The 17,186-nt window shown below is 35.8% G+C and carries 17 protein-coding genes; 4 read left to right on the top strand and 13 right to left on the bottom strand.

Annotation, left to right across the window (positions count from 1 at the left end):
• Nucleotides 1-149: 149 nt before the first annotated feature.
• The 11 genes from ABXT67_RS10445 to ABXT67_RS10395 form a co-directional block, all read right to left on the bottom strand.
• Entirely contained in the window at nt 150-1,577 is a 1,428-nt protein-coding gene (locus ABXT67_RS10445) for a carboxypeptidase-like regulatory domain-containing protein (RefSeq protein ID WP_415373944.1), read from the bottom strand.
• A gap of 64 nt (nt 1,578-1,641) precedes the next feature.
• Nucleotides 1,642-2,799 carry an acyl-CoA dehydrogenase family protein gene (locus tag ABXT67_RS10440; protein ID WP_415373943.1) on the bottom strand — a complete coding sequence of 386 codons (1,158 nt, stop codon included), beginning with the start codon at nt 2,797-2,799 and terminating at the stop codon, nt 1,642-1,644.
• Between the two features lie 71 nt (nt 2,800-2,870).
• Nucleotides 2,871-3,752: a ComEA family DNA-binding protein gene (locus ABXT67_RS10435; protein ID WP_415373942.1), complete on the bottom strand. Its 882-nt coding sequence runs from the start codon at nt 3,750-3,752 to the stop codon at nt 2,871-2,873.
• Between the two features lie 63 nt (nt 3,753-3,815).
• Nucleotides 3,816-5,405 (bottom strand): alanine/glycine:cation symporter family protein, encoded by a 1,590-nt coding sequence (locus ABXT67_RS10430; RefSeq protein ID WP_415373941.1) that lies wholly within the window; start codon nt 5,403-5,405, stop codon nt 3,816-3,818.
• Nucleotides 5,406-5,653: 248 nt separating this feature from the next.
• Entirely contained in the window at nt 5,654-5,944 is a 291-nt protein-coding gene (locus tag ABXT67_RS10425; RefSeq protein WP_415373940.1) for a hypothetical protein, read from the bottom strand.
• Between the two features lie 209 nt (nt 5,945-6,153).
• Nucleotides 6,154-6,384 carry a PspC domain-containing protein gene (locus tag ABXT67_RS10420; RefSeq protein WP_415373939.1) on the bottom strand — a complete coding sequence of 77 codons (231 nt, stop codon included), beginning with the start codon at nt 6,382-6,384 and terminating at the stop codon, nt 6,154-6,156.
• Nucleotides 6,385-6,570: 186 nt separating this feature from the next.
• A complete protein-coding gene (locus ABXT67_RS10415; RefSeq protein ID WP_415373938.1) occupies nt 6,571-7,842 on the bottom strand; it encodes a DUF2851 family protein in 1,272 nt (423 codons plus the stop codon).
• A gap of 114 nt (nt 7,843-7,956) precedes the next feature.
• Nucleotides 7,957-8,376 (bottom strand): T9SS type A sorting domain-containing protein, encoded by a 420-nt coding sequence (locus ABXT67_RS10410; RefSeq protein WP_415373937.1) that lies wholly within the window; start codon nt 8,374-8,376, stop codon nt 7,957-7,959.
• Between the two features lie 19 nt (nt 8,377-8,395).
• A complete protein-coding gene (locus tag ABXT67_RS10405; RefSeq protein WP_415373936.1) occupies nt 8,396-8,932 on the bottom strand; it encodes a hypothetical protein in 537 nt (178 codons plus the stop codon).
• 19 nt (nt 8,933-8,951) lie between these two features.
• Nucleotides 8,952-9,113: a hypothetical protein gene (locus ABXT67_RS10400; protein WP_415373935.1), complete on the bottom strand. Its 162-nt coding sequence runs from the start codon at nt 9,111-9,113 to the stop codon at nt 8,952-8,954.
• Nucleotides 9,114-9,513: 400 nt separating this feature from the next.
• Nucleotides 9,514-10,494 carry a PLP-dependent cysteine synthase family protein gene (locus ABXT67_RS10395; protein WP_415373934.1) on the bottom strand — a complete coding sequence of 327 codons (981 nt, stop codon included), beginning with the start codon at nt 10,492-10,494 and terminating at the stop codon, nt 9,514-9,516.
• Between the two features lie 178 nt (nt 10,495-10,672).
• On the opposite strand from ABXT67_RS10395, the gene ABXT67_RS10390 reads away from it, so the two are divergent.
• The 4 genes from ABXT67_RS10390 (at nt 10,673) to ABXT67_RS10375 (ending at nt 14,946) form a co-directional block, all read left to right on the top strand.
• Nucleotides 10,673-12,187 carry an NADP-dependent isocitrate dehydrogenase gene (locus ABXT67_RS10390; protein WP_415373933.1) on the top strand — a complete coding sequence of 505 codons (1,515 nt, stop codon included), beginning with the start codon at nt 10,673-10,675 and terminating at the stop codon, nt 12,185-12,187.
• A 58-nt stretch (nt 12,188-12,245) separates the two neighbouring features.
• Nucleotides 12,246-12,701: a low molecular weight protein-tyrosine-phosphatase gene (locus tag ABXT67_RS10385; protein ID WP_415373932.1), complete on the top strand. Its 456-nt coding sequence runs from the start codon at nt 12,246-12,248 to the stop codon at nt 12,699-12,701.
• A gap of 49 nt (nt 12,702-12,750) precedes the next feature.
• Nucleotides 12,751-14,121 (top strand): PQQ-dependent sugar dehydrogenase, encoded by a 1,371-nt coding sequence (locus tag ABXT67_RS10380; protein ID WP_415373931.1) that lies wholly within the window; start codon nt 12,751-12,753, stop codon nt 14,119-14,121.
• A 114-nt stretch (nt 14,122-14,235) separates the two neighbouring features.
• Entirely contained in the window at nt 14,236-14,946 is a 711-nt protein-coding gene (locus ABXT67_RS10375) for an SAM-dependent methyltransferase (protein ID WP_415373930.1), read from the top strand.
• A gap of 12 nt (nt 14,947-14,958) precedes the next feature.
• Here the strand turns inward: ABXT67_RS10375 and ABXT67_RS10370 are convergent, their stop codons facing one another.
• Complete coding sequence (locus tag ABXT67_RS10370) at nt 14,959-15,612, bottom strand: peptidoglycan-binding protein LysM (protein WP_415373929.1); 654 nt, start codon at nt 15,610-15,612, stop codon at nt 14,959-14,961.
• Between the two features lie 463 nt (nt 15,613-16,075).
• Entirely contained in the window at nt 16,076-17,119 is a 1,044-nt protein-coding gene (gene mltG / locus ABXT67_RS10365) for an endolytic transglycosylase MltG (RefSeq protein ID WP_415373928.1), read from the bottom strand.
• Nucleotides 17,120-17,186: the final 67 nt, after the last annotated feature.

Below are 17,186 nucleotides of genomic sequence, written 5' to 3'. Positions count from 1 at the left end.
TGCCCTTTTATTATTTCTCTGATTATACTATATGCTCCAAATCAAAATTGTATTGATATTACAAGAACAACTGTTATACATCATTAAAGCTTTTTAGTTGAGAAAATAAACCCCACTCCTGATCTCCTGCAGAATAGATGTTAAATCAATTATTCCTTAAACAAACCAGCCCGTCTACTCAAATCTCGTATCAACTTATCTTCTTCTTCGCTTTCTAACAGCACATTGTAGTCTTCCCAAAATTCTGGATGGTAGGGTCTTGGAGAAAAGATGTCTTCAGACCATTTTTTTGAAAGTTCTTGTTTAATAATATCGTGATCACGAATAATTTCAGTAAAAACTATTTCCTGAACAGTGTTGTAATAAAATTCGTTTTTGTCTTGGGTTGGATTGCCGTCTTTGTCTACTTGATCGCTAGAACGGTCTCCTGCATTTACCAGTTTTGGAGTTTCGTAATAAATATATTTTGGGTACATCTTTCCTTGGTACTCCATATAGGTCATAACCAATTTATGATTTACTAGTGTCCCAAAAAGACTTTTACTTCGTTTCTTTTGATTGTCTGAAGCGGCTATTAATTGGTATTCAACCTTCTTGATAGCATACGAATCCCAGTCAATATACAACCATCCTTTTGCTTCAAAACCCTCGTTATAAATATCTGGTGTATTCAACCCTACAAAATCACTTCCTTTTGAAATTTTGACTTTATATAATTTCTTGCCATTTTCAACCAAGACCGTGTCTAGTTTGAATTGATGCTTCTCTAAAACACGATCACCAAACAACGCCAAGGATTGATTTGCGTTTCTGAATAAATTTAACTTACCTCTAAAAAGTTTATCCAAACCATTTACGCGCTCGTCGTTCCAGCGAATTGCCTTTACCAAAGACGACGTAGAAATGGTATCTCTTCTCAAATTATTTTTACGCAATTTTTTATTACGCGTTCTGTTTTTGAGGTACGCCGTATAGGCAAAAAGACTATCCACATTGCGCATATCAAAACTTTTGCGGGTTTCGTCTACATTAAGTTTCAAATTTTTTCTCGCCCCAGCATTGTAACTTGAATCGTACAATGTTATTGCACTTTCAATAAGCCATTTATATTCGGATGCGTTTTTTTCTTTGTGTCGTAAAAATCCTTTTTGAATGTAAGAACTGTCAGGTAATGTTTCTGGCAATTCCTCAATGGCCCGAAGCACGATATCATTACCTGTTTTAGGCCTTGTTTCTGCTATCAATAAAACTTCATCTAGCGAAGCAACATCTTCTTCTAAAAAGATATCCATAGAAGCATCAAAATCTTTGACAATACTTTTATAACTTTTATACCCAATGGAAGAAATTATCAGGGTATCATTAACTAGTTTTTGTGGCACTGACAGCTCAAATCTACCATCCCTATTACTAACAACACCAACGGTGGAGTTTTGAACATAGATGCTCGCACTTTCAATAGGAGTAAAGGTTGCAAAATCAACAATCTTACTTTTAATTTCAATTTGACTATAGCCTGTGAAGCCAATAAACAAAAGTAAAATACCAATTGGAGTTTTTAATAAGGACGTATTCAAAGCTGATCGTATTAAGTTAAATATAATTTACACAGCTAAATGTATGCCGAATTTTATTAGCAATCTAGGTCGCTGGCTTATAATTCACTCCTTCAATAACCATTTTTGAAATAATCTCTCTCAATATTTCTGAAGTTCCACCTCCAATTGGCCCTAACCTGCTATCTCTTAAATTACGAGCTAATGGATATTCTTCCATGTAGCCATAACCTCCAAGAAACTGAACACATTCAGTAGCTACCGTATCTGCTATTTTTGTCGATAACAACTTAGACATGGTAGCCTCTTTAACAACATACTCACCATCTCCTAAACGTTTTGCCGTTACATAATTAAACGTTTTTGACATTTCTACCTCGCTCGCTAAATCTGCAATGCGATGACGCAATGCCTGAAATGTTGAAATAGATTGACCAAAAGCAGTTCGTTCTTTCATATATTCAATAGTGTATTCTAATGCCCACTCGCTTCTAGCGTGTGCATTTACACCCATAATTAATCGTTCCAATGCGAAGTGCTGCATGATATATGGGAACCCCATATTTTCTTCACCCATTAAGTTTTCAACTGGAATTTTAACATTATCAAAAGCTAGCTCTGCCGTATCACTTGCACGCCATCCCAACTTGTCTAATTTCGTCGCACTCAAACCTGCAACGTCACGATCCATAACAAAGATGCTAATTCCTTTGTTTCCTAGTTCAGGCTTTGTTTTTGCCGCTACAATTAAATAGTCGCTATAAATACCATTGGTTATAAATGTCTTTGAACCATTAATGACATAGTGATCACCTTCTTTAACCGCTGTTGTGCGCATTCCACCCACATCACTTCCACCAAAGGGCTCCGTAATACAAAGACAGCCTATCATATCTCCTGATACACTTGGAACTAAATATTTAAGCTTTTGTTCGTGGTTGGCCTCTTTATTTAAATGTGTCATAGCGAGATATTCATGCGCCCATATAGCCGCTGCAAAACCTCCACTATTTATTTTTTGTAGTTCTTCAATAAAAATAATGGTATAAAAGATATCAAGGTCTAATCCATCATAAGCTTCAGGGGTGGCAAGTCCAAAATAACCCATATCTCCAAATTTTTTCCAAATTGAACGATCTATGGTTCCAGAAGCCTCCCAATCGTCTATATAGGGAACAACTTCTTTCTTTAAGAAATCCTGAAAACTCTTTCTAAAAAACTCGTGCTCTTCGGTAAAATACATAATAATAATATTGCTGAATTAAGAATATATTGTCTCTAAACTATTAATTTGAGACTTGAAACTAACGCCTATTAGTTTATTGACAAATATAATTCAATTAGCTTTAATTTGGCTGAAGTAATTCCTTCTATTTTTTGAAGTTCTGAAAAGGACGAGATACGTTCGTGAAGTGTTCTATACTCCCAAATTTCTTTTGCGAGCTCAAATGAAACCCCTGGAATTGTTGAAATATCTGAAGCCGAGGCACTATTTATAGCAATCTTATTTATTTGTTTTGGAGTTTTGACGGTAAACCGCATTAAAACTCTTTTCACAACGGTAGTATCCACCCCCCAAACACTATAAAGCTGTGCATCATTACTAAAACCTCCTAGATATTTTTTCTGTTTCAGGATACGCTCACTTAGTGCAGGACCAATTCCTCTAACTTTTTGTAATGTTATAGCCGTAGCCTCATTAAGGTCTATTTTACTTGCAAAAGGCAATTCCTTTTCAACGATTTTATTCTTTTTAAAAGTATTTCTGGGTTTGGGGTTTGTCACCCAATCAGGAAATTTAAAATAAGGACTTATCTTATCAAGTACGCTATCTGAAACCTTTGTGACTTTCTTGAAATCTAGAATACTATTAACCCACTGGCCTCTATTTCTGAACTCTTTTAGGCGGTCAAATTCTTCTGTATCCATACCCAACGTATATGCTTTATAGTCTGTAATAAAGTTAGGATTGAATGGATATATTTTGGGCGCTTTCTTTTTAAGAGCTTTTAGGCGCAGTGAATCTATCTCGTATTGCAACTTAAGCATCTCATTAGAGGAAGCATCTAGCATATCCTCCGAAGTAAACTCATAGAAAAACGAAAAATATAATAGCGAAGTGATAAATACTACCAATAACAAAATCCCACTTCGTTGCGCTGTGTCAAATTCGAAGTGGGATTTAAAATTTTTCATAAAACTCCTAGTATAAAAACTGGGGATTTTATAAATTATCTAATAATAACTGTTAGAAAAAGATTACTTTTTCTTAATCGCTTCCATGTATTTCTTTAACTCTTCTTTTACTTTCGGCGCAAGTAATACGAGTCCAATCATATTGGGTATCATCATCGCAAAAATCATCGCATCTGAGAAACCAATAACCGACCCTAGACTTGCTGCTGAACCTATGACAACGAATATACAAAAAAGAAGCTTATAAGCATACTCCATTTTTTTTGAACGTCCAAATAGATACGCCCAACCTTGGAAACCATAATAAGACCAAGAAATCATAGTACTAAATGCAAACAACACAACGGCTATAGTTAACACATACGGAAACCAAGAGATAACACTTTCAAAGGCTCCTGACGTCATCAAGATTGCCTCTGCATCACTAGAAGGCCCTGAACCTGTTAACGAACCTGTAATTATTAATACCAATGCCGTCATTGTACAAACAACTACCGTATCTATAAATGGTTCTAATAATGCTACCATTCCTTCACTTGCTGCATATTTTGTTTTTACCGCAGAATGCGCGATAGAAGCAGAACCAATACCTGCCTCATTAGAAAACGCTGCACGCCTAAATCCTTGTATTAGTACTCCAATGGCACCACCAGCAATTCCTATAGGGCTAAATGCCCCATCCCAAATTTGCATAAAAGCATCACCTACCATGTCATAGTTTGAAATCAATACAAATAAAGAAGCTGCTACATAAATTACTACCATAAATGGCACAATCTTATCGGTTACTTTAGCTATTTTCTTGATACCACCAATAATAACAATCCCTACTAAAATTGCCATTACAATACCAAACATCCATCCTCTGTTGTGCAAAAACGACTGATCTCCGCCCGTTATATTTTCAACTAATTGAAACGCTTGATTTACTTGGAACATGTTTCCACCTCCAAAAGATCCACCAATAACAAAAATAGCAAAAACTACTGCGAGAACTTTTCCTAGACCTCCCATTCCTCTTTCCTTTAGTCCTTTTGTCAAATAATACATTGGACCACCATAAACAGTTCCATCTGCAGCGATATCTCTGTATTTTACACCTAAGGTACATTCAACAAACTTGGAAGCCATCCCTAAAAACCCAGCAACTATCATCCAGAATGTTGCCCCTGCACCACCTATGGATACTGCAATTGCAACCCCCGCAATATTTCCTAAACCTACCGTTGCAGACAATGCAGCTGTGAGCGCCTGGAAGTGAGAAACTTCTCCCTCGTGCCCTTCAACTCTAATAGTATCTGGATTATCTCCTTCAGCATCCTTGTGAACTGAATCTGAAGCTTCAATAGCATCGTTGCCCTGTCCTTCTAAGTGATCATATTTGCCTCTTACAATGTTGATCGAAGTAAAAAATCCTTTGAAATTTATAAAATTAAAGTAAATAGTAAAATAGACAGCCCCCAAAATGAGTGGGAATAAAACCCAGTAAACGCTTATTTCATCTGTGAAAGGAATTTGATAAAATATAAACTCAACAAACCAACCTGTTGCATTGCCAAAGGCTTGGTCAATTTTTTCATCCATACCAAGTTCTTGAGCAAAGGTTAGTATTGGTAAGGCAATCGCTAATACCGAAAGAAGATATTTCTTCATAATCTTTTATTCTAATTTTTGTTTATTAATTATTCCTAGCAAGATGCTAAAAAAAATAGGCTTTTCAAATTATTAGCCGTTAAAATGTTAACATAATATTATAACCGGCACCTGTTTTTGAAACTTTCAATTTGTCTGGGACGCCCTATTAAAATAAGCTTTGAACCTTTTTGTAATATGAGTGGTGGCTAGGGATTAACAATATGGTCCATTAACGGAGTTTTGTATCCTATCACAGAACAACCCGCTTATTGTCTGATATCAAGACCCTTAATAGGCAGCTCTTTTCTGTTAGGACACACATTTTCAAAGCTCACTTGTTCTGCACTCATACTCTCAACAATACCAGAAATTGATAAATTATCTAAAAATATTATCAAATCTGAAACTACTGCTAAAGACACCATGTGATGGCCTCCTATTTTATCTGGTAAAACAACATTGTTTGCGCCGGCTAATTTCATTTTTCGATAACTAGTTTCCTCTTTAGCGCGACTTATAATCTTTAGATTCGGATTTATTTGCTTTGCAGAAAGCACAATAAACAAAAACCCACCATCGCAAAATCAATCTGCGATCTCATAATCTTTTTTAGTATTTACAAAACCCTTATCGTAATCCACTAATTTTCCTGCTGCTTGCTTACTGTTTCTTCCAAAACCGCAAGCAAACAGTCAAAAACTAGTACAAAAAAAAACTGCTAATATCAGCAGTGCAGGAATAAAAACTCTCGAATATAAAAGTCTTCTCATAAATCAAATACTGAAGTACGTTTTGAATACACAAGATCTTTTAGGCGCAACCAAAACGCTAGCGTCAAGTAAATAGCAAACCAGATACCGAGGGTAGCAAAGGAAACGTAAATAAAAAATAACCGAACATTATTAGCTCGCATCCCTAGTTTATCGGCTAAACGAGCACATACATAATAGCCATGGCGCTCAAAAAAGTGTCGTACGTTATATACCCATTGTAACATAGTTGTAAAGTAATGAAATTGAATTCAAAATCAAAAATGAAATCGATAATATCACTACAAACTTAATCTGATATAAACTAGTTCCTTCCTCCATAGCCAACCTAAAACGATAAGAAATTAAACTGAATACGAAATATTCATAACTTCATAGCTCAAAGCTCAAAGCTCAAAGCTCAAAAAATAAAACTATTTTCTCAACAACGCATTGCCAACAGCACATTGCATGCATTTCAACTTATCACAATATTCATTTTTTAACTGAAGTACTCCTTGAGAGTCAAACGCATTTTCTACAATTGGTTTTAGCCTATTGAAACCATCTACAATACTATTTTTCTCTTTTGGAAGCTTACTGGCGAGTGCTATAAGCGCTTCTGTGACATTCTTTCCTGTAGAGGTTGCATAAGCGAATTTTAAAGGGATCACTGTATTAATAATCAATAAGTCGATAAACTTTTTTGTAAGTTTTCTTTTTCTAGGAGCTGCAACAACGCCAAAGTTATAATGGGTATCCCAATACCCCAAAGCAGATACCTCAAACAATTTGTAAAACCCAGCAACAGTATCTATTTTTATTACTTCAGAAAACAAAGAAGGTCTTTCGTGATACAGTGCTGAAAGTTGAGACAATCTTATTGTTGGAAAATTAGGAGGTCGCAATCTAAAATATTTAGGCGCTGCGACTGTTATGCTAGAGAGTGAAAATTTTGAAGCTAAGAAAATATAGTTTTCTTTCTGATCCTTATGGTAAGCATCTTGTGTCTCCCTTTCAAAAAAACCAGCTTGCCCCATTAATAATGCTTCTAGGATTTGTGGCGATTGTCTGCATTTTTGTAACACAGAAAACGGAATGGATTGTGCAATGCTCAAAAAGGAAGCGCCATTAACATTAAGCCCAAAGTTTTTACACAACATTTCAAAAAGAACTGCTTCCCAATGATTATTTAGCTTATTAAGCCTTTCTTGAATTAATGCATATTTATTTTCTAGGCGTTCTATGTAAAGACGTTCTATGCAATTAGTAACCGTAAGCGCTGATACCTCAGCAAAACTGTTTTCGCAGTTGATCCAATAGGATTTTGTGTGAAACAGTTTCTGGTAATTTTTAAGAATTTGTGGAGCAATACTATTTTTTAATTCTAAAGTAGGGATGGCGGTATTGTCTTCTCTAAAAACATCCACATTGTGTTCCCAAACAACATGCAGGATAACCGAATCGTAGGCGGGATCTTTCTCGTGGCCGTGGGCATACCAATCGCTAGATTTTATATGGATTTCAACCGTACCTGCCCACTTTTGATTATTGATAATTATTTGACCATTAAAAAAATCTGGGCCTGCATTATGGTTGTGCTGTCCTACATTTAAAACCTGCAAAGAGTTCCCAGCAACAGTGCTTAATTCCAGACTTGTTAATTTCTGAAATTTCCAAACATAGTGAAGGAAATCTTCGTTCATGAGTTATTTATAAAAAATGATACGTCATTCAATATACTATTTTTTAAAATTTTAAACGTAATAAACCCTCAAAGAACTGTGCTTCGTGGGTTTAAACAGTTGTTTAACAATAAATTATTCCTTTATAAACCTAGACGCATATAAATTCGTCTCCGTTTCCATCTTTAAAAAATAAACCCCATTTGGAAACTCTGAAAGTACAATATACGAAGGAATTCTATTAGTGTGGGTTTTGACTAAGCTCGCTAGGGCATTGTAAACCGCTAGTTTTTTAGCACGCTCATGGCCTAGATCGTAAAAAATATACTCCGTAGCCGGATTGGGATATATCGCCAACTCTTTTGAAGAGGTATTAACAATACCCAAGGTACAATCTGACCCGTTGGCATAGCCTGTGCCTGCGTCTATCTCCCTAACACTATAAGGCAACTCTCCATTATTGGCTGTAACAGGATCATCTAGCAGGATACAGGTTAATATTGGATTGCCCTTAGCCTCAAAATCATTATTTAAGACAATGTTATTTCCATTCATAACATCTAAATTTTCAAGCTCAAAGTGTCCTACTTTTACATTTTCTAAATTTTGGATAATTGCTAAAGTCAATACTAGTTATCGTATTGCGGGGTGTAATTATGGCTTCTGTTTGACCTATAAAGACAAACTCCAACAAAGGATTATTTGAAACATCAATGGTCGTGATATTGTTATATGCGCAGGTGAACACTGTCAAATGAATATTTTCAGATATATCAATCTCACTTAAATTATTTGTTCCAACCCCAAGGGCAACAAGATTATTTAAATTACTCACATCAATGCTTGATATATCGTTTAAAAAACAATCCAAAAACTCAAGCGAAACAAAATCTTGAATCCCTGTCATATCCTGAATGCCGGCCTCTACCGCATTTAATTCCGTTAAATTTTCAATATCAGCCGTCGCAACTTGACCGTTTATAGTATTGTCACTATCAATTAGCGGGTTCACTAATTCTTGTTCAAAATTGGAATCTGGGATCAAAGTTATTTGTGCTTTTAGTGAAAGGACGGTACAAACACCAATAAGTAATGGTATTAAATTTTTCATATTGTAAGTATTTATGCGATTATTCGTTGTTTTTTTGGATGATCACTTGTGTTTTCGATCCATCTTCAAAATCTTTTTCAATTTTATACAAACCAGTTTCTAAATTATCAATGAGGACTGGATTGTTTATTTGCAAAGAATCTTTAGGGAGTTTCTTGGATATTAGTATTGAGTACGCCATCTAAAAACTTGGTCACCTTCCCTCCCTTAGAAGCTCTATTTTAGGCTGCAACCTCTTCTAATGCATCGTCTTATGTAAAACCCGTTTAGAAAGGACTGTCTAAATCTACCACATCGCCATCTTCTAGTAAAATCCAATATTTTACATTAAAAACTACAGGACTAAAAGAATTTATTAGCTAGGGATCGGTTGAGTAGGAGCGCTTTCCTGGAGGATCTGGCGCGGGGTCATCTTCTGTAACACAAATAAAAGATTGTCCAAACATCCCTGTTACGCTAAGTAAGAGAGAGAGAGAGAGAGAGAGAGAGCGAGTAATGATTTTTTCACAATATTATTTTAAAGTTTAAAAAAATAAATTAAAACAAATTATAATGTGTGTCAATAGGTATAAACCCTTGTTTTAATCTATATAGCCCATCTTTCGCATCCAATCATCATTATACATCTTTCCAACATACCGACTTCCGTGATCGTGAAAAAGCACTACGACCACATCGTCTTTAGTAAAATGTTCCTTTAACTGGTGCACCCCTTTCATAGCAGCACCTGCGCTATTTCCTAGAAACATTCCTTCCTCTTTAGAGAGCTTTTGTGTCCAAACAGCAGCGTCTTTATCGGTTACTTTTGTGAAGCCGTCGATGATGCTAAAATCAACATTTTCTGGCAGAATATCTTCTCCGATACCTTCCGTCACATAGGGATATATTTCTTTTTCATCAAAGATTCCAGTTTCGTGGTATTTTTTAAAAACACTTCCGTAGGTATCAATCCCCCAAATTTTTATCTTGGGATTTTGTTCTTTTAAATATTTTCCCACACCACTTATGGTCCCTCCAGTTCCAACACCTACTACAAAATGTGTTATTTTTCCATCAGTTTGCTTCCAAATTTCAGGTCCTGTACTTTGATAATGCGCTTTTGCATTGCTGGGATTGTCATATTGATTTACATACCAACTATTAGGGGTTTCCTCAGCTAGCCTTTTTGACGTACTGTAATAAGAACGAGGATCATTTGGAGCTACATCTGTTGGGCATACGACAACTTCGCTTCCCACCGCACGCAGAATATCCATTTTTTCCTTGCTTTGTTTGTCGCTTAACACGCAGATCATTTTATATCCTTTTACAATGGCAGCAAGTGCCAAACCCATTCCTGTATTACCACTGGTACCTTCAATAATAGTCCCTCCGGGTTGCAGGCGACCATCTGCTTCAGCATCCTCAATCATCACAAGCGCCATGCGATCCTTCGTCGAATTTCCCGGGTTGAAAGTTTCGTACTTAGCGAGCACTAATGCCGGAATTCCCTCCGCAAGTTTATTAACTTTTACCAAGGGTGTATTGCCTATTGTTCCTAATATATTTTCAGCGTATTCCATATCTTTATTTGAAGCTGCAAAAATACTGTTTGCAATTGTGCTTCACAACCTTTTAATAGAATTGCTTTATCTCAAAAAGAAGTTATTCATAAGTAATTTTTATGTATTTCATTAAAAACATAAATAAAAATATATGATTCGATTTTATAATATTTGCATCAAAATAAAAATCATGCTTATGATACAAAAAATGTCACAACCCAAAATGAGTCCCACCAATGCAAAGAAACCAGTAAAAATAGCCGTAGGTTATGGAGACGGTATTGGTCCAGAAATCATGAAAGCCACTTTAAAAATCTTAAAAGAAGCTGGAGCTAATATCGAAACTGAAACCATACACTTAGGAGAAAAGATTTACTTAGCAGGAAATACTGCGGGTATTGAAGAAGCTGCTTGGAAAACTATTGATGACACAAAAATCATATTGAAGGCCCCCATTACCACGCCTCAAGGAAAAGGGTACAAAAGCCTGAATGTAACTTTAAGAAAATCCCTTGGACTTTTTGCGAATGTACGCCCAGTAATGGCACTTCATCCATACGTAAAGACACATTTTCCTGAAATGGATGTTGTGATTATAAGAGAAAACGAAGAGGATCTGTATGCCGGCATAGAACATCAACAAACCCAAGATGTGGTGCAGTGCCTCAAACTAATAACGCGTCCTGGTTGCGAAAAAATTGTGCGCTACGCATTTGAATATGCAAAAGCATACGGTAGAAAAAAAGTAACTTGTATGGTCAAGGACAATATAATGAAATTGACTGACGGTCTTTTTCACCAAGTTTTTGATGAGATTGCAGTAGAATACCCAACCATAGAAAGTAATACAGAGATTATCGATATCGCATCAGCAAGACTTGCGGCTCATCCAGAACGCTACGATGTAGTAGTAACCTCTAATCTTTACGGAGATATAATTTCAGATATTGCAGCAGAAATAGCGGGTTCAGTGGGACTGGCAGGTTCTGCAAATATTGGAACAAACGTTTCTATGTTTGAAGCAATTCATGGCAGCGCGCCAGATATATCAGGAAAAGGAATAGCAAATCCTTCAGGCCTGATCAACGCAGCTATAATGATGTTAGCACATATTGGACAAAGAGACATTGCAGATACTATTAAAAATGCAATGTTAGTAACACTAGAACAGGGATACCATACAGCAGACATCTATCAAGAAGGAGTAAGTAAAGAACAAGCAAGTACGCAAGGTTTTGCAGATAAACTAATTGAAAATTTAGGTAAATTACCAAAAGAACTTAAGATAAGTAAACTATCGGAAGGTACCGGAGAAATTATAATTCCTGAGTATGTAAGAAAACAAGAAAAACAAGTGCTCGTAGGTGTTGATGCTTTTATCAATTGGCAAGGAACAGATCCTAATATAGTAGGTAAAAAATTAGACACCATAAATTCCTTCAAGCTTAAACTTAAAATGATTACTAATCGCGGCGTTAAAGTGTATCCGGCTGGACGCAAAGAAACCTATTGTACAGACCATTGGAGATGCAGATTTGTTGCTATGGACGCTAAGATTAAGGAAAAAACACCTGTTTATGAAGCAGTAGAATATGAGCAGATTATTGCCTTACTTTCAACGTTAAACCAAGAGGGGTTCGAAGTTATTAAAACTGAAAATTTATACGAGTTTGACGGTCGCAGAGGTTTCTCGCTAGGTCAAGGGGAATAAAAAGAGTAAAATCAAATTGAAAAACCCACGATGTCGTGGGTTTTTTTTATATTAGCAAATGATGAGAACAACGATTTTGATGGTATGCCTTGGTAATATATGTAGATCGCCTTTAGCGGAAGGTATTCTATCGTCTATGCTAGATTCAGATAGCTATGAAGTAAGTTCAGCAGGAACTGGAAACTGGCATGTAGGAGATGCTCCTGATCCTAGAAGTATTGAAGTTGCGAGAAAAAATGGAATCGATATATCACATCAAAAAGGAATTCATTTTTCACCATATCATTTCGAATTATATGATTACATTTTTGTTATGGATACCGCGAACTATAGAGACGTTATAAAACTTGCGAAAAATGATGCAGAAAAACAAAAAGTACAGCCAATACTAGACGGATTATTTGTAGAAGAAAACATGGATGTTCCAGACCCGTATTTTGGAGGAAAACAAGGTTTTGACAATGTATACCGCATGTTATATCAAGCTTGTGAGAAAATAGTGAGTAGAATTTAAATCGGATCTTTATTTTTTTTCGTTACTTTGATTAACAAAAAATATTATTATGAAAAAGACAATTTACACGGCATTAATGTTTTTATTATGCTTCAATGCAAACTCGCAAATGGTCACCCTTGAGAGTTTTGCCAGTGGTTTTAACTCACCCTTAGATATTCAAAATGCTGGAGACGAGCGCTTGTTTATTGTTGAGCAATCGGGAATAATAAAGATTTTAGACCTAGACGGCACGACAAATGCCACTCCATTTTTAAATATAACCAGTATTGTAAATGCTGGCGGTGAACGTGGTTTGTTAGGATTGGCATTCCATCCAGAGTATAGTACGAATGGATTCTTTTATGTGCATTATTCGAGAGATAGTGGAGACACACAAATCTCAAGATTTTCAGTGGGCACTGCAGATGCAGATGTGGCCGATCCAAATTCTGAATTTGAAGTTTTAACCGTAGATCAACCCTTTAGCAACCATAATGGAGGCACTATAACATTTGCACCAGACGGCTACCTATATATAGGCCTAGGTGATGGTGGTGGCGGTGGTGACTCTGATAATAATGCACAAAACACATTAAACTTATTGGGTACTATTCTTAGAATTGATATTAACAATCCAAGTGATGGTAACAACTATGGCATCCCAGCTGACAATCCATTTATTGGCGACAGCACAATACTAGATGAAATATGGGCGTATGGATTAAGGAATCCATTTCGCTTTTCTATAGATGATGATACAAATACCATATGGATTGGAGATGTAGGACAAAATGCTAGAGAAGAAGTAAACCACGAGAGTTTAACCGAAGGAGGTCTGAATTATGGATGGCGTTGTTATGAAGGAAATTTACTATTTAATAATGCCAATTGTCCCCCGATGAGTGATTTGACATTTCCAGTACTTGACTATCCTTGGAATGGTGGTGGGTCTGTTGTAGGTGGATTGGTGTATAGAGGTTCTATATACACCGATCTTCAAAACGTATATGTTTTTGCAGATATAGATGGAATGATAGGCACCATAGATGAGAATGATGTATACATAGACCAAGGAAATTTTCCAGGAACTTGGGTTGGTTTTGGTGAAGACATTAATGGAGAATTGTACGTAGTAAATCTTTCTGGTTCTATTTCAAAAGTTCAAGGAGGCGAAGTTGCAGGAATTGATGATCAAGCTGCGACTAATTTAAAGATATACCCAAATCCAGCGACTAATAATATTACACTTAGTATTGGAAATGATGCAATTGCCTCAATAAAAGTATACGACAGCAAAGGAAGTGTTATCTATATGGAAGAAGTAAATAATACTGCCAGTAAAAATCTATCCATTGCAGCATTTGCAAACGGAATGTATTTTATTGCGGTAACCACTCAGAATGGGAATACCATTGTTGAACAAGTGATTAAAAATTAATTGTATTAACTATAATTAGTTTTTAGTACTCAAAATAAAAGTGCCCAATATTTCAAATCAATATTTGGTACTTTTCTTTTATATTTGAACTTGTATCATTTTACCTCAAATTAGATGAATTCAAAAAAAGGAAACTTATATCTTATCCCCTGCACGTTAGGAGACACTCCTCCGTTAGAAGTAATCCCATTACTCGTTAAAAAAGCAGTAGAACATATTGACCACTATATTGTAGAACATGAGAAAAGTGCACGTGCTTTTATAAAAGCAATCCATTCAAAGAAATCACAACGAGTTCTCAAGATTGAGCAACTCAACAAGTTCACAAACCCTGAAGATATTCCCGCAATGTTAGCGCCTTGTCACGAAGGTTTTGATGTGGGTGTTATCTCTGATGCGGGTTGCCCTGGAATTGCAGATCCTGGAGCTGCGGTAGTTGAGCAGGCACATTTACAAAACATAAAAGTAGTGCCGTTAGTTGGCCCCTCTTCGCTCCTACTAGCCCTAATGGCAAGTGGCGGCAATGGTCAAAAATTTGCTTTTAATGGATACTTGCCAATTGATAAGGACGAGAGAAAAACCAAAATCAAACAATTAGAAAGACTTGCTCTCACTGATGAACAAAGTCAGTTATTTATTGAAACGCCCTATAGGAATAATCAGATGCTTGAAACCTTATCGCAATCACTTCAGAAAGATACGCGAATTTGTATCGCCTGTGACATCACATTACCAACCGAGTATATAAAAACAATGCCCGCTTCAGAATGGAAAAACAAAACAGTGGACCTCAACAAGAGACCCACTGTTTTTATAATACTTTAGAAGTAGAGTGGTTTAAATAACTCTAGCCTTCTTGTTAGGCTTTACCAGTGAAGTATCGTATCCTGAAAACCTTTTTAAATAGTAACGAATACTTGTTCCAAAGGCATCTTGAAAACCAATAGTTCCTCCGCTTCTTAGATACTTTTTTACATTACCAGCGCCTGCAAGGTGAGCAGCTGCTAATATTCCAGATTCCGTAACCTTAATGCCGCCTATTGTTTTACCAACATATCTTTTGATATCACGGCGCAAAATCCATTTGTTTCTTGAGGTGTGCGCTAAGAAAGCTTTTTCCTGTAACTTAGAATCGTTGATAAAAGTATTTGGACTATAAACGCCTATTATGGTTAAAGTACTTGCAGCAAATTGATACTTGCCTAAATAACCATATTGATTTATCACTGTATAACTTCCTCGGGATTCTTTAAAACCTAAAGCCTCCTTAAAACCAACATAAGTTTTACCTAGGTATAAACTAAAAACTTGACCTTGAATAGGGGCTTCTGTTGCAATAGCCTCTGCTTTATTAGGAACGTGATAGTTGTAGGTTGTCTCCTGAATTTTATAGTGTGCAAGATTCACCTTGGACTTAGCTACTTTGGAGCCACTAAAAGTAAAAACTAACAACGCAATTGTAGCAAAACTTAATAGTATATTTCTAATCATTTCGTGAGATTTTTAAAAGTAAAGAGTTAAATTCTTACATCTATAATTTCAGCGTGCAAAGATAAGCCTAATTTCATTAAATTGATATTCAATGTGTTAAATGTTTCAGAAGGAAAAATGTCGTTTGTCGAGGAAACAAGTTATGAACGGAATTCGCAGGATATAAAAAACGCAAAATACGCTACTAATATTAGTATCAACAACTTATAATTTGAACGATTTTTGGGGTCTTAATGAAAATTGACGCCATTATAGGAAGATATTTCGTCAAGTAGAAAATATTTTTTAACTATAAGTCATCAAATAAATAATTTTGGAAGTCAATTCATGTAATTCTTACAGTCAAAGTCTTCGGTGTTAGCGATAGTTTACTACAAGAAATAGTAGGCTTTTCCGAAAATAGCTGCCCAAATTTCGAGCATAAGTTCATTAAAATATTGAAAAATATGAATTTCAAAAGCCCTTATCTATTCACTCCATTCTTGTTAATCCAAGCAACGTATTTTGCTTTATTACGGTTGTGTTGTGATAAGGTTTTTGCAAATTTATGGTAGCCAAAATTGGTGACATCCGCAACAAAATAAAGTTGCTCATGATTTTCATAATTGAGTACCGCCTTTATTGCTGAAACATCTGGCATTGAAATAGGCCCTGGAGGAACCCCTAAGTTTTTATAAGTGTTATAAGGAGAATCTATTTCTAAGTCTTTATAAAGTACTCTTTTAATTACCTGATTGTAATCGTTTTCGGCACGTTTCTTTGCAAATATCACCGTGGGATCTGCTTGAAGTGGCATTCCTAGAGTAATTCGGTTTACATAAACTCCAGCAACCCTAGGTCTTTCATCCTCCTTTGCCGTTTCTTTTTGCACTATAGAAGCAAGAGCCATTACTCCTTCCCTATTCAACCCAATCTTCTTTGCCTTTGAATCTCTCGCAGGGGTCCAAAACACATTGTATGCTTTTAACATCTTGTCCCTGAAGCTTTCTGCGGAAGTATTCCAATATACTTCATATGTATTGGGCAAATACATCCCTAAAGCGCTGTCTTCATTAAATCCCGCCTTTTTTAAGAAAGAAGCTTCCTTAAAAGCTGATATGAACGCCAAACTATCAGGCTCCATTAGATTCGACAAATGACTTGCAAGATTTTCTAAGCGTTCTTGATTATTGAACTTTATATCAATAGGCTTATTACCTATTCGAATACTATTTATGATCTCATTATTGTTGCTTTCTTTCTTGATAACAAAATGACCCGGTTTAATATTCGAAGGATATCCTTTGCGCTCTGCCACCACCGCAAAACTTTCTGGGTCTTTTAATAATGGCTCTAATTCTTCTTGCACATAGGCAAAGGAAGCACCCGTTGGAATATAGATGTGAGCTTCTTCATTATTAAATGACGTATTAGGAGTAAATATTTTGTCATATATATAATAAGAGAAAACAGCCATCGCTGCAAGCCCTAATAATACGATTGTAAGGAGTATTTTTTTGATATACATTGAGTTTAATTCTTTATATTTTTAGTGTTGTAATAATTTAAAAATCACGATACTATTCGCGTTGTTT

The sequence above is a fragment of the Patiriisocius sp. Uisw_017 genome, assembly GCF_047731265.1.
Taxonomy (GTDB): Bacteria; Bacteroidota; Bacteroidia; order Flavobacteriales; family Flavobacteriaceae; genus Patiriisocius.
The sequence above is the reverse complement of the archived record's forward strand: the minus strand, read 5'-3'. Positions and strand labels throughout refer to the sequence as shown.